This is a genomic window from Nocardioides sp. (assembly GCF_035503875.1).
In the GTDB taxonomy this organism is placed as follows: Bacteria; Actinomycetota; Actinomycetes; order Propionibacteriales; family Nocardioidaceae; genus Nocardioides.
On sequence record NZ_DATJTA010000078.1, the window covers coordinates 1 to 12,638 of the forward strand.

At 73.0% G+C, this 12,638-nt stretch carries 12 protein-coding genes and 1 pseudogene; 7 read left to right on the top strand and 6 right to left on the bottom strand.

The window, feature by feature from the left end; translation table 11 throughout:
- Positions 1–57: 57 nt before the first annotated feature.
- Positions 58–972: an SGNH hydrolase domain-containing protein gene (locus tag VMF51_RS17560; RefSeq protein WP_325475752.1), complete on the bottom strand. Its 915-nt coding sequence runs from the start codon at positions 970–972 to the stop codon at positions 58–60.
- Between the two features lie 95 nt (positions 973–1,067).
- On the opposite strand from VMF51_RS17560, the gene VMF51_RS17565 reads away from it, so the two are divergent.
- Complete coding sequence (locus VMF51_RS17565) at positions 1,068–1,415, top strand: MerR family transcriptional regulator (protein ID WP_325475753.1); 348 nt, start codon at positions 1,068–1,070, stop codon at positions 1,413–1,415.
- Between the two features lie 28 nt (positions 1,416–1,443).
- Positions 1,444–1,902: a VOC family protein gene (locus tag VMF51_RS17570; protein WP_325475754.1), complete on the top strand. Its 459-nt coding sequence runs from the start codon at positions 1,444–1,446 to the stop codon at positions 1,900–1,902.
- 12 nt (positions 1,903–1,914) lie between these two features.
- On the opposite strand, the pseudogene VMF51_RS17575 reads toward VMF51_RS17570, so the two are convergent.
- Positions 1,915–2,599 (bottom strand): annotated as a pseudogene (locus tag VMF51_RS17575) (DUF6766 family protein).
- Positions 2,600–2,680: 81 nt separating this feature from the next.
- Complete coding sequence (locus VMF51_RS17585; protein ID WP_325475756.1) at positions 2,681–3,148, bottom strand: hypothetical protein; 468 nt, start codon at positions 3,146–3,148, stop codon at positions 2,681–2,683.
- A 29-nt stretch (positions 3,149–3,177) separates the two neighbouring features.
- On the opposite strand from VMF51_RS17585, the gene VMF51_RS17590 reads away from it, so the two are divergent.
- From VMF51_RS17590 to VMF51_RS17605, 4 genes are all read left to right on the top strand, one after another.
- Positions 3,178–3,984 (top strand): SDR family NAD(P)-dependent oxidoreductase, encoded by an 807-nt coding sequence (locus tag VMF51_RS17590; RefSeq protein WP_325475757.1) that lies wholly within the window; start codon positions 3,178–3,180, stop codon positions 3,982–3,984.
- 35 nt (positions 3,985–4,019) lie between these two features.
- Complete coding sequence (locus VMF51_RS17595; protein ID WP_325475758.1) at positions 4,020–5,363, top strand: MFS transporter; 1,344 nt, start codon at positions 4,020–4,022, stop codon at positions 5,361–5,363.
- On the top strand, positions 5,360–5,983 hold the full coding sequence (locus VMF51_RS17600; RefSeq protein WP_325475759.1) for a hypothetical protein: 624 nt from the start codon (positions 5,360–5,362) through the stop codon (positions 5,981–5,983). The genes VMF51_RS17595 and VMF51_RS17600 overlap by 4 nt, the downstream gene beginning before the upstream one ends.
- 117 nt (positions 5,984–6,100) lie before the next feature.
- Positions 6,101–7,759: an acyl-CoA synthetase gene (locus VMF51_RS17605; protein ID WP_325475760.1), complete on the top strand. Its 1,659-nt coding sequence runs from the start codon at positions 6,101–6,103 to the stop codon at positions 7,757–7,759.
- On the opposite strand, the gene VMF51_RS17610 is transcribed toward VMF51_RS17605, so the two are convergent.
- Positions 7,735–9,432, bottom strand: coding sequence for a GMC family oxidoreductase (locus tag VMF51_RS17610; protein ID WP_325475761.1), 1,698 nt, complete (start codon positions 9,430–9,432; stop codon positions 7,735–7,737). The genes VMF51_RS17605 and VMF51_RS17610 overlap by 25 nt on opposite strands.
- Before the next feature lie 126 nt (positions 9,433–9,558).
- Here VMF51_RS17610 and VMF51_RS17615 point away from each other — a divergent pair, with 126 nt between their 5' ends.
- Entirely contained in the window at positions 9,559–10,089 is a 531-nt protein-coding gene (locus VMF51_RS17615) for a DNA starvation/stationary phase protection protein (RefSeq protein WP_325475762.1), read from the top strand.
- A gap of 444 nt (positions 10,090–10,533) precedes the next feature.
- Here VMF51_RS17615 and VMF51_RS17620 read toward each other — a convergent pair whose 3' ends face one another.
- The gene (locus tag VMF51_RS17620; protein WP_325475763.1) at positions 10,534–11,127 is read right to left on the bottom strand and encodes an acetoacetate decarboxylase family protein; all 594 of its coding nucleotides are present in this window, start codon (positions 11,125–11,127) and stop codon (positions 10,534–10,536) included.
- On the bottom strand, positions 11,124–12,578 hold the full coding sequence (locus VMF51_RS17625) for an NAD(P)/FAD-dependent oxidoreductase (protein ID WP_325475764.1): 1,455 nt from the start codon (positions 12,576–12,578) through the stop codon (positions 11,124–11,126). The genes VMF51_RS17620 and VMF51_RS17625 overlap by 4 nt, the downstream gene beginning before the upstream one ends.
- Positions 12,579–12,638 lie beyond the last annotated feature (60 nt).

A 12,638-nucleotide genomic window follows, 5' to 3' on the forward strand; every position in this document is an offset into this window, starting at 1 on the left:
GAGTCGGCAGTAACTACTGCCGACTCGACCCGCAACTTCTGCCGACTCGGCGGTGGGTCAGCGGCGGCCGAGGCGGCCGCGGGTGGAGCTGTGCAGGGCGCGGGAGAGCGCGCGGGTGCGGGAGGTGGCGTAGGTGTCGGAGATGTGCGAGCCGCCGCGGTAGACGAGGATGCCGCGGAGCACCGCGGGGCAGGTGGAGCGCGGGCACATGTGGCGGCTCATGTCGATCGCCTTGACGCCGCGCAGGGTTCGGGCGGCCTCGCGCGCGGCTGACGCTCCGGAGGACCGCATCGCGGGCGCCTTCGGGAAGGCGCAGCGCGACAGATCGTCCCGGTTCTTGCGGACGCACGCCGGAGCGTCGCCGGACGGCGGGCCGGGGGTGTCCAGGATCGGGCTCACCCGCGCGCCGGTCCGCAGCACCTGCCGCCAGTACGCGACCAGGCCGCGCACCATGGCGGCCTCGGTCTGCTGACCGGAGCGGGCGCCACGGGGGAGCCCGTCGCCCCAGCGGGTCACGGGGACGACCACGTCGGGCCGCAGTTGCTTGATCGTCCGCAGCGCCCTTTTCGACCAGTCCTCGCACTTGCGGTCCGGCCGGCCGTCGCGCATGCGGGTGACCCGGGCGAAGGAGCAGCCGTTCTTCGCGATGACCACGAGCCGCCACTTCTGCGCCTTCGCGATGCGCTCGAGCGGCGTGAACCATTGGGCGGCCTTGGAGTCGCCGACCAGGACGACGGTATGGCGACCGTTCCGGTCGCCGAAGCGGCACGCCTTGAAGGCCCGCGAGGACTGGCTGACCACGCAACCGGTGTGGTGCAGGGCCGGCAGGTCCTGGTAGGCGCGGGTGGGCGACGGGCGGACGGGAGCGGCGGCACTCGGAGGGGCGGGGGCCAGGGCGGCCGCGACGATCGTCACGAGGACGACCGCGCCGAGCCGTCCGGCCAGGCGCCGGAGCGAGGGGAGGGAGACCATACGCGCCGTGGTACCCCATGACCGGGCCGATATCCAGTCGTCACGCCGTGCCGGGGTCGCGGGAAGCCTCCGCGCCCGCCGCTGGTTGGGACGACATGCGCATCGGAGAGCTCGCGGAGGCGACCGGGGTCAGCCACCGCTCGCTGCGGTACTACGAGTCGGTCGGGCTGGTCGGCTCGGCGCGGACCCCCGGCGGCTGGCGGGAGTACGACGCCCGCACGGTCGACCGCGTCGTCCTCATCCAGCACCTGTACGCCGCCGGGCTGTGCAGCTCGACCATCGCCGACCTCCTGCCCTGCCTCGAGGCTCCGGCGACCGAGCGCACCGGCATGCTCGGTCTCCGGCTGACCGCGGAGGTCGACCGGCTGGAGGCGCAGCGCCGCGACCTCGACCGGCAGCTCGACGTCCTGATCACCCTCCGCGACGAGGCGGCTTGCACCTGACACCGGTGTCAGGACGCAGACTCGGGGCATGACGACCGAACCTTCCCGCGTCCGCCAGCTCCGCGTCATCGTGGAGGCCGAGGACTACGACGCCGCCGTGACCTTCTACCGCGACGTGCTCGGCATGCCCGAGCTGATCGCGTACGCCGAGGGCGGGGACGACCGCGTGTCGATCCTCGACGCCGGCCGGGCGACCCTGGAGATCGCCAACCCCGTGCACAAGGCCGTGATCGACCGGGTCGAGGGCGTGAGCGAGGAGAGCCCGCGGATCCGCCTCGCCTTCGAGGTGGACGACTCCGCCGCGGTCACCGACGAGCTCGACGCCGCCGGCGCGCGGGTCGTGGCGCCGCCCACCCTGACGCCGTGGAAGTCGCTGAACGCCCGCCTCAGCGCTCCGGCCGGACTGCAGATCACGCTCTTCCAGGAGACCGTGGACGCCGAGGAGCGCGCGGGCCTGCCGGGCTTCGACACCGACGAGTCCCGGTAGCGGCGCCGCGCCCTACCCGTCGATCCCGGTGGCGTCGTGCGGGGCGCCCACCGGCTTGCTCTGCGACGACCCGCGCTGCCGCAGGTAGATCGCCAGCACCGCCATGGTGCCGACGGCGAGGAACTCGCTCTGCCAGTTCTGCAGGGTGCGCGCCCAGAAGTCCGCGTTGCCGAGGTAGGCACCCCAGCCGATCGGGTCCTGGAGGCGCTGCAGCCGGGTCTCGTTGAAGGCGGCCCAGCCGGCGACGGACTGCGCCAGCCAGGAGCCGAGGAAGAACGCGCCCATGACCAGGGCGAGCGACGAGGAGTAGATCCGGGTCCGCCATCCGCCGGTCGCCGCCCAGCGGGGCGAGTCCTCGGTCGCGTACCGCCCGACCTTCTGCTCCTCGTCCGACTCGCGGCCGGCCTCCTCCAGCTTCTTCGACTCCGGCGAGCCGCGCTGGACCAGCCACACGGTCGCCATCAGGTAGACCCAGCTGGAGGAACTCGCTCTGCCAGTTCTCCGCCACGTCGACGGCGAACGCCGCCGAGGTGAGGTAGTCGGGGAGCCCGAGGGTGCCGAGCTCCTCGGCGACCTGGTCGGCGTTGAACTGGTGCCACCCCGCGATCGCCTGCCCGACCAGGGCGGCCAGGAAGATCAGCCCGAAGAAGAGGCTGAGCGAGCACTCGCGGACGAAGGAGCGGGGCCGGGGGCTCATGAGTGCCGGAGTCCGATCGCGACCAGGTAGGCCAGGCCCACGACGACGAAGGACAGGTACGCGACGAAGACGATCCGCACGTCAGCCTCCCTCGACCTGGCAGTCCTGGGGGAGCTCGCCGCGGGGACTGCACCCGGCCGCGAGCACGAGCCAGCGACCGTCGTACCGGGCCAGGAAGAGGGTGTCGTCCTCCATCCGCACCTGCGCCGCAGTACCGAACACCTCGGCGTCCCTCGCGGCGCCCGGGTCGGCGCCCACCTCGTCCACGACGGCCTCCTCGCACGGCTGCCCCGCCGACTCCTCGACGGTGCTCCGGGTGCTGGCCATCAGCAGGGCGCACGCGGCCGCGCCCTCGTCGGACCGCACCGCGCTCGCGAAGTCGTCGGCGGTACGACGGGCGGCGTCCACGTCGTCCGTGCTCGCGCACGAGGAGACGAGCAGCGACGCGAGGACGGCGGTCGCGCCGAGCCGGACCGATGCCCGTCCTGCGGAGGTGAGCCCCATCCCGCCCGAATACCCCGGTACGCCGTACGGCACGCGGGGGCGCATGGCGCACCGGCGGGGGGATACCAGCCGACATGACAGCCTCGAGCTCATCCAGCAACCTCGCCGTCGTCACCGGCGCCTCGACCGGCATCGGTCGTGCCCTCGCCGAAGTCTTCGTGGAGCACGGCTTCGACGTCGTCCTTGCGGCAAACGAGCCGGCCGTCCACGACGCCGCCGCCGAGCTCGGCGCCTCCGGCCGGCAGGTCGTCGCGGTCGAGGTCGACCTCGCGACCGCGGCGGGGGTCGAGGAGCTGTACGACCGGGTGCGGGCGCAGGGCCGGGGCGTCACCGCAGCCGCGCTCAACGCGGGCATCGGCGCCAGCGGGCGCTTCGACCAGATCTCCCTGGAGGCGGACCTGGAGCTGGTCGACCTCAACGTCCGCTCCACCGTCCACCTGGCCAAGCTGCTGGTCCGCGACATGGTCGACGCCGGCGCGGGCCGGATCCTGGTGACCTCGTCGATCGCGGCGGTGGCGCCCGGGCCGTACCACGCGACGTACGCCGCCTCGAAGGCCTTCGTGCACTCGTTCGCGGAGGGCCTGCGCCAGGAGCTGAAGGACACCGGGGTCACGGTCACCTCGCTGATGCCCGGCCCGACCGACACCGAGTTCTTCTCCCGTGCGGGGATGGGCGACACCAAGCTCGGCCAGCAGGAGGACAAGGACGACCCCCGCCAGGTCGCCGAGCAGGGGTACGACGCGCTGATGGCCGGGCGGTCCTCCGTCGTGGCCGGATCGCTGAGCAACCGGATCCAGGCCGAGCTGGGCACCCATCTGCCCGACGCGCTGGCCGCGCCCCTCCTCGCTCGGATGACCAAGCCCCAGGACCGCGTCGACTGACCCGTCGGACTTGGGGCTGTTGGCAGGATGCTCCCGTGCGTCGTGCCGTGGCTCCTCTGCTCGCCGTGACCGTGGCCCTGGTGCTCGCGGACTCGGCGGTGGTGACGCTCGCGCTGCCCGACATCCTCCAGCACCTGGACGCCACCGTCGGGCAGGTCGCCTGGGTGCTGATCTCGTTCAACCTGGTGCTGGGACTCATCGCCGTACCGGCTGCCGTGGCCTTCGACCGGGCGCAGCCGCGGATCCTCAGCGCCGTCGGGATCGCGCTGTTCGCGGGCGCCTCGGCCTGGTGCGCGGTGGCCGGCTCGATCGACGTGCTGATCGCCGCCCGGTGCCTGCAGGCCCTCGGCGGTGCGCTGGCCCTGGTCGGGTGCCTGGAGCTGATGGTGGCGGAGTGGGGCGAGCGCCGCGGGGTGGCGGCCTGGGTCACCGCAGGCGTGCTCGGCACGGCCGTCGGGCCGGTCGCGGGTGGGCTGCTCACGCAGGCCATCTCGTGGCAGGCCATCTTCGTGGTGCAGGTGCCGTTCGCGGTGCTGGCCGTCCCAGCCGCGCTGGCCGTCCGCGTCGTACCCGCGCTGCCACCGGACCGGCACCGACCCGCGGTGCGCCCCAACCTGACCCTCGCCCTGCTGTCGGCGGCGTTGACGGCGGCGCTGTTCCTGCTGGTCCTGCTCCTGGTCGAGGGTTGGGGCCGATCTCCGGCCATCGCGGCCGTGACCGTGTCCGTCGTACCGCTCGCCGCGCTCGCGGCCCGCCCGCTCGCCCGCCTGCTGAGGCCGTCGTCCGAGACGGAGGTCGCGGTGGGCTGCTTCCTGGTCGCCGGGGGACTGGCCGGGCTCGCGATCCTGCCGTCGGCGCACCTGGTGTGGACCGTCGCGCCCCAGGCACTCGTGGGCCTGGGCCTCGGCCTGACCATGGACCGGCTCACCGCGCAGGCGATGGAGCTGCGCCTGCCGCGGGCGCACCACGCGGGCTGGACGATCGGCGCGCGGCACGTCGGCGTCGTGGTGGGCCTGGCGATCCTGACGCCGGTCTTCACCGCCGACCTGCAGGACGCCCAGGAGCCGGCCCAGGAGGCGATCGCGTCCCTGGTCCTCGACGCGCCCCTGACCGCCCAGGACAAGATCGCCGTCGCCCGGGGACTCGGCGACGAGCTGACCCAGCAGCAGGGCCGGATCCCCGACCTGCACCGCGCGTTCGAGGCGGCGGAGCTCGCGCCGAGCGAGCGCCCGGCCGCGGCCGCGCTGGAGCGGGACCTCGACACCCAGCTGGAGGCGGCGGCCACGCGGGCGTTCCGTGACTCGTTCCTCATCGGGGCGGCGCTGGCTCTGCTCGCCCTGCTCACCGTGGTCTGGCCCGGACGGCGGCGAGCCGCATGAGCACCCGTCTGTCCGCGCTCGGCCTGCCGGCGCTCGCGCTGGCCCTGGTCGGCGGGGTGCTCGGCGTCCAGCTCGCGTACGGCGGGGGCAGCTTCGAGCCGCTCCGCTCCGCCGATCCCTGTACGACGCGGGAGGTCGCCTCGCGCTCCGACGGGATCGAGGGCCTCACCGAGCGCCTCGTGCTGATCGGCGTCGACGAGGCCGCCTGCGACCTGGGCGTCACGCGCGAGGCCCTCATCCTCGAGCTCGGTCAGCCGGGCACCCGCTCCGACGCCCAGATCGATGTCCAGATCGACGCACTGCGCGACGGGCTGTCGGCCGCCGTACGGCGGATGGACGAGGAGGGGACGCTGCCGCCCGCCTCGGAGCTGGTCGACGAGGCGCTCGACTCCGCCGACCTCAACCGCTTCCTCGAGATCGCGATCCGCGCGATCCCGGACTCGGTCGTGAACGCGGCCCTGAAGACCGACGACGTGCTGCTCCGCACGATCGCCGACCTCGACCTGCGCGCCCTGCTCGCGAACCTCGACGACCAGGCCGACCTCAACGCCCAGCTGGAGGAGGCGGTCACCCAGGCCGTCGTGGACTCGCTCGCCGATCGGCTCCGCGACCTGGTCTGAGCGCGTTGCGCAAGTCGGTGGGAGTTCGGCTGCACGGTCCGCACGTTTCACCTATCGTGCCGAGAACGTGTTCTACATCACTTGGGCCGTCACTCGGGCAGTCACTGGGAGCGATCGATGACCGACTTCAACCTCTCGACCGTGTTCGCGACCGTGGCCGCCGCGGTCCCCGACCAGGACGTCGTCGTCTGGCGCGACCTGCGGATGAGCTACGGCGAGATGGACCGGCGCATCGACGGGCTGGCGCACTACCTGGTCGAGCAGGGCCTCGGCTGCCACACCGAGCGCGACCGGCTGGCCGGGCACGAGTCGGGTCAGGACCACGTCGGCATCTACCTGCGCAACGGCAACCAGTACATCGAGTCGATGGTCGCGGGATGCCGCTCCCGGACGGGGGCGTTCAACGTCAACTACCGCTACGTCGAGGAGGAGCTGCTCTACCTGCTCACCGACGCGGACACCAAGGGGCTGATCTACCACGCCGAGTTCGCGCCGACGGTCGCCGCGATCCGCGACCGGCTGCCCGGGCTGCGGGTGCTGGTGCAGGTCGCCGACGAGTCCGGCAACCCGCTGCTCCCGGGCGCGGTCGACTACGAGGAGGCCGTCCGGACGCCGCGACCGGCCGCGGGCATGCCGACGCCCAGCGGCGACGACCTGTTCCTGATCTACACCGGCGGCACCACCGGGATGCCCAAGGGCGTGATGTGGCGCCAGGCCGACATCTACGTCAACTCGATGGGCGGCACCCCCTTCGGGGCGACCGAGCCGTACCCGTCGTACGATGCGATCGGCGAGGCCGCGAAGGCCGCGAACGGCGGCATGGGCCTGCTGATGGTGGCCCCGCTGATGCACGGCGCCGCGCAGTGGTCGACGTTCTTCTCGATCACCTCCGGCGGCAAGATCGTCTTCCCCGACGACGTGACCACCTTCGACCCGGTCAACGTGCTGACCCTGGCCTCTCGGGAGCGGGTCGCCAGCATCCCGACCGTCGGCGACGCGATCGCCAAGCCCCTGGTCGAGGAGATGGAGCGAGGGTCGTACGACCTGTCGGGCCTGTTCGCCCTCGGCAACGGCGGGGCCGCGCTCACGCCGGGCGTGCGCGAGCGGCTCTTCGCCGTCGCGCCGCACGTCATCGTCATCGACTCCGCCGGGGCCTCGGAGACCGGGCTGCAGATGAGCCAGCTGGTCGGCAAGGGCGGCAGCGAGGAGGCGATGGTCTTCGAGCCCAAGGTCGGCACCGGCGTCGTCGACGACCTGATGACCCGCCAGCTGCAGCCGGGGGAGTCCGGCGGCTGGCTCGCGATGCAGGGCCAGATCCCGCTGGGCTACCTGGGCGACGAGGCCAAGACCGCGCGGACCTTCCCCGTGGTCGACGGCGTCCGCTGGGCCGTGCCCGGCGACCGGGCCAACGTGCTCGAGGACGGCCGCATCCAGCTGCTCGGCCGCGAGAGCGTCACCATCAACTCCGGTGGCGAGAAGATCTTCGTCGAGGAGGTCGAGCGTGCGATGGCGGCTCACCCGTCGGTGCGTGACGTCGTGGTCGCCGGCCGGCCCTCGGAGCGGTGGGGGAGCGAGGTCGTCGCGATCGTCCAGCTCGAGGACGGCAGCACCGCCACCGACGAGGACCTGCTCGCCGAGTGCGCGACCCACGTCGCCCGCTACAAGCTGCCCAAAGCGATCGTCCGGGTCCCGTCCGTGCAGCGCTCGCCCGCGGGCAAGGCCGACTACCGCTGGGCCAAGGACCAGGCGGCTCAGTCGCTGGCCTCGGCCACGTAGAGCGGCAGCCGCAGCGCCGCCGGCGCGCTCGGAGGTACGACGGGGGCGCGCGGCGCGACCGCGGGCAGCCGCGTGTACCCGGTCGCCGGGCGCGGGTCGGCCTCGCCGCGGTTCGGCCAGAAGGAGGTGGCCCGCTCCGCCATCGCCGTGATGGTGAGCGAGGGGTTCACGCCGAGGTTGGCGGCGACGACCGAGCCGTCCATCACGTGCAGCCCCGGGTAGCCGTGCACCCGGTGGTAGGGGTCGACCACGCCGGTCTCCCGGCCGAGCCCGATCGGGCAGCCGCCGAGGAAGTGCGCGGTGATCGGGATGTCGAAGGCCTCGTACCACCCGGCGCCCGGGATGCCGTCCATCCGGCGGCCGATCGCGCGGCCGACCAGGTTGGCCTCCGGCAGGTGGGTGGGGTTCGGCTCGCCGATGCCCTGGCGGGTGGTCATCACCCGACCCCGCCCGAGCCGCCGGCGTCGGGTGAAGGTGGTCAGCGAGTTGTCGGCGGTCTGCATGACCAGCAGGCCGATCGTCTGCTCCGACCAGTGCCGCGGGTCGTGCAGCCGGCGCAGGTCGCGGCGGCCCCGCCACATCTGCCGCAGCATCAGCCCGAGCCGGCGCCGGCCGGGCTCGGGGTCGGTCATGGTCGCCATCGCCAGGCCCATCGCGTCGGACCCCTTGCCGTAGCGGCACGGCTCGACGTGGGTGCGCTCGTCGAGGTGGATCGAGGAGGTGATCGCTACCCCCTCGGTGTAGTCGACGTCGTCGCCGCGGGCGCGGACCGCCAGGCCCGCCTCGGAGTTGGTGCGGGTCAGCTCGCCGAGCCGCGGCGAGAGGTCGGCCAGGGTGCCGTCGTCGCGCAGCGCGTGCAGCAGCCGCTGGGTCCCGAGCGCGGCGGCCGCCATCACGACGTGCTCGGCGGTGAACGTGCGCCGGATGCGCCGGCGGTCCGTCCGGTGCGTGTCGACGGCCCAGCCGCCGTCGGGCAGCGGACGCACCCGGGTCACGGTGGTCAGCGGGCGCACGCTGGCCCCGGCCCGCTCGGCCAGGTGCAGGTAGTTCTTGACCAGGGTGTTCTTCGCGTTGTGCCGGCAGCCGGTCATGCACTCGCCACAGTGCCGGCAGGCGTTCCGCTCGGGGCCGACCCCACCGAAGTACGGGTCCCCGACGGGGGCGCCCGGCTCCGGACCGAGCACGACGCCGACGTCGGTGGGCCTCCAGGTGTCGCCGACGCCGAGGTCGTCGGCGACCTGCTGCATCACCCGGTCGGCGGGCGTCACCCGGTCGTACGTCGTGACGCCGAGCATCCGGCGCGCCTGGTCGTAGTGCGGCGCGAGCTCGGCCTCCCAGTCGGTGACGTCGCGCCAGTGCGGGTCGTCGTAGAACGACCGGCCGGGCTGGTAGAGCGTGTTGCCGTAGACCAGTGACCCGCCGCCGACTCCGGCGCCGCTGACCACCAGGACGTCGCGCAGCAGGTCGAAGCGCTGGATGCCGAGCATCCGCAGGGCCGGCACGAAGAGGTACCTCCGCGCGTCCCACGACGTGGCGGCGTACTCGTCGTCGGCGAAGCGGCGACCCGCCTCGAGCACGCCCACGTCGTACCCCTTCTCGGTGAGGCGGAGCGCGGCGACGCTGCCCCCGAACCCGGAGCCGATGACGAGGACGTCGTGGTCGAAGGCACCCATGCCGGGACAGTACGGCGACTTGCGGACGGTCGTCGTCGGAATCGCACTCAGGCTAGCCTCACCTTTCTGGAATCATTCCAGAAAGAGTGGTTGAGTGGTGACGTCACCGACCCGAAAGGAACTCTCGTGTCCGACCTCCTGCACGCCGGCGCCCCCACCCACGTCGCCCGTCCCGCCTTCCAGGCCTCGGCCCAGCTCGCCGCCCACCTGCAGCAGCTGCTCGTCGACCTCACCGACCTCCACCTGCAGGGCAAGCAGGCCCACTGGAACGTCGTCGGCCTCAACTTCCGCGACCTGCACCTCGCCCTCGACGAGGTCGTCGACGCCGCCCGCGACTTCTCCGACACCGTCGCCGAGCGGATGCGGGCGATCTACGCCGAGCCCGACGCCCGCGCCAAGACGGTCGCGGAGCAGACCAGCCTCCCGGAGTTCCCGGCCACCGAGGTCAACACCTCCCAGACCGTGGACCTGATCAGCGCGGCGCTCTACGCCACCGCCGGCACCGCCCGCCGGATCCACGACGAGGTCGACGCCGAGGACCCCACCTCCGCCGACATCCTGCACGCCATCCTCGAGCGCCTCGAGCAGCTCGCCTGGATGATCGACTCCGAGAACCGCGTCGCCGGGAAGAGCCTCCCGCGCCCCGTCCACCGCTGACCGACTGACGCTGGTTGAGGCGCGAAGGACGGAGCCCTGGCCGCCGCGCCGCTGGTTGGGGTGCGAAGGACGAAGTCCTGGCCGCCGCGCCGCTGGTTGAGGTGCGAAGGACGGAGTCCTGAGCCTCGAAACCGAGTGAGCTGGCAGTCGGCCTCGATCGGGCTTGCTTGTCGTCGTGCGGGGTTTCGAGGCTCGCTTCGCTCGCACCTCAACCGGCGTGGAGCGCCGCTGGTTGAGGTGCGCAGGACGAAGTCCTGGCCTGACGCTGGTTGAGGTGTGAAGGACGGAGTCCTGAGCCTCGAAACCCGGTGAGCCGGGAGTCGGCCTCGGTCGAGCTTGCTTGTCGTCGTGCCGGGTTTCGAGGCTCGCTTCGCTCGCACCTCAGCCGGCGTGGGCCGCCGCACCTCAACCGGCGTGGGGCGCCGCACCTCGACCAGCGGGGGGTCAGGAGCCGAAGCGCATCGAGAAGTCCTCGGCGATGACCGAGGTGACCGGACGGCCCGCTCGCAGCCAGGCGAGCGGGCCGTCGGCGTGCAGGGACCAGTCCGCCCGAGAGGATCGGACCCGACCGCCGGCGCGGATCGGGCTGGCGACGGTGCGGCCGCCGAGGGTCTGGACGGTGGAGCCCCGCAGCAGGCGGGGCACGGGGAACCCGACCCGCCGCGGGGAGAACGAAGCGGAGGCGATCGGCCCGGTGGCCGTCTCCGCGGTGAGCGGCCCGAAGTCGGCCATCTCCTTAGGGATGCCCCACAGGGCGCGACCGCCCCGCAACGAGGACTCGCTGTCGACCCAGATGTCGGTGATCGACAGCCCGACCCGCCGCCCGAGGCGCACGAGTACGCCGGCGAGCAGCTCGTCGTAGGCCATCAGCCCGCGGTCGTCGTACGACACGAACGCCGTGGCGACCAGCGCCGTACCCCGCACCGCGAGCGGCGTTGCCGACGCTGGCAGGGCTGGCAGCGAGCGAACCGGCAGACGCCACAGCGTGATGTGACCGACCCCCGTGAGGTCCCAGGGCTCGGGCGGGTAGCCGGTCACGAGACCTCCTCCAGGTCGTTCCAGTCGACGTGGGCGAGGCGGGCGCGGTACTCCGCGACCAGGCCCGGCCAGTTGGTGGTGATCCGGGCGCCGTCGAGGTACCAGCTGTCACACCCGGCGAACGCGCTGCGGCCGAGGCGCTGCTGCATCTCGCGGTCGTAGGCGTCGTACCGCTCGGGTCGTACGCCGACCAGCCGGGCGCCGCCGTCGGCGATCCGGCGCGCGATCTGGGCGACATACTCGGCCTGCGCCTCGAGCATATTGACGATCGAGCTGCCGCCGAGGTTGGTGTTCGGGCCGTAGATGCAGAACAGGTTCGGGAAGCCCGGGACGCTGATGCCGAGGTGCGCCCGGGCGCCGCCGGCCCAGTCCTCGCGCAGGTCCCGGCCGCCGACGCCGGTGACGGTGAGCGGGCCGAGGAACTCCGTGGCGGCGAAGCCGGTGCCCCAGACGACGACGTCGACCTCGTGCAGCCGTCCGTCGGCGGTGCGGACGCCCGTGGCCTCTAGGCCGGTCACGCGGTCGGTGACGACGTCGACGTGCGGTCGGTCGAGCGCGGGATACCAGTCGTTGGAGAAGAGCAGCCGCTTGCAGCCCAGGTGGTACGACGGGACCAGCTTGCGGCGCAGGGCCGGATCGGAGACCTGGCGGCGCAGGTGTCCCCGCCAGGCCAGCCGGAGTGCGGCGAGCAGCGGGCGGCTGATCGCCGCGTCGCCCGAGAGGGCCGCGTTGAACCGCTCGGTGAGCCAGAACCACGAGCGCCGCTCCGCGCGGATCAGCGCGGGGTGGCGGGTGAGCAGCCGGTGGTGCCGCGGCCGGTAGGCCTGGTCCGGCTTCGGCACGACGTACGGCGCCGATCGCTGGAAGACCGTCATCGAGGCGACCCGGTCGACGATGCCGGGCACCAGCTGGATCGCGCTCGCGCCGGTGCCGATCACGGCGACCCGCTTGCCGGTCAGGTCGACATCGTGGCGCCACTGCGCGGAGTGGAAGGTGGGGCCGTCGAAGCGGCCCGGGATCGCGGGGACCACGGGGTTGGACAGCTGGCCGAGGGCGGGCACCACGATGTCGGCGTCGTACGACGGGCCGCCCGCGGTCTCGACCCGCCAGCGCAGCGTGACGTCGTCGAAGCGCACCGCGGTGACCTCGACGCCGGTGTGCACGAGGTCGAGCAGCCCCTCGTCGGCGGCGGCCTTGCGCAGGTAGTCGAGGATCTCCGGCTGGGTGCCGTAGCGGCGGCTCCAGTCCCGCTTGACCGCCCACGACCAGGAGTAGAGCGGCGACGGTACGTCGCAGGCGGCCCCCGGGTAGGTGTTGTCGCGCCACACCCCGCCGACGTCGTCGGCCCGCTCGAGCACGACGATGTCGCTCAGGCCCTGCTCGCGCAGGGCCCGCGCGACCCCGAGGCCGCCGAAGCCGGCCCCGATCACGACCACCCGCGGTTGTCCCATGCGACGACGGTAGGAATCCGCTGTCGGATGGGGGAGACGTCAGCGGTCCCATGGTTGATA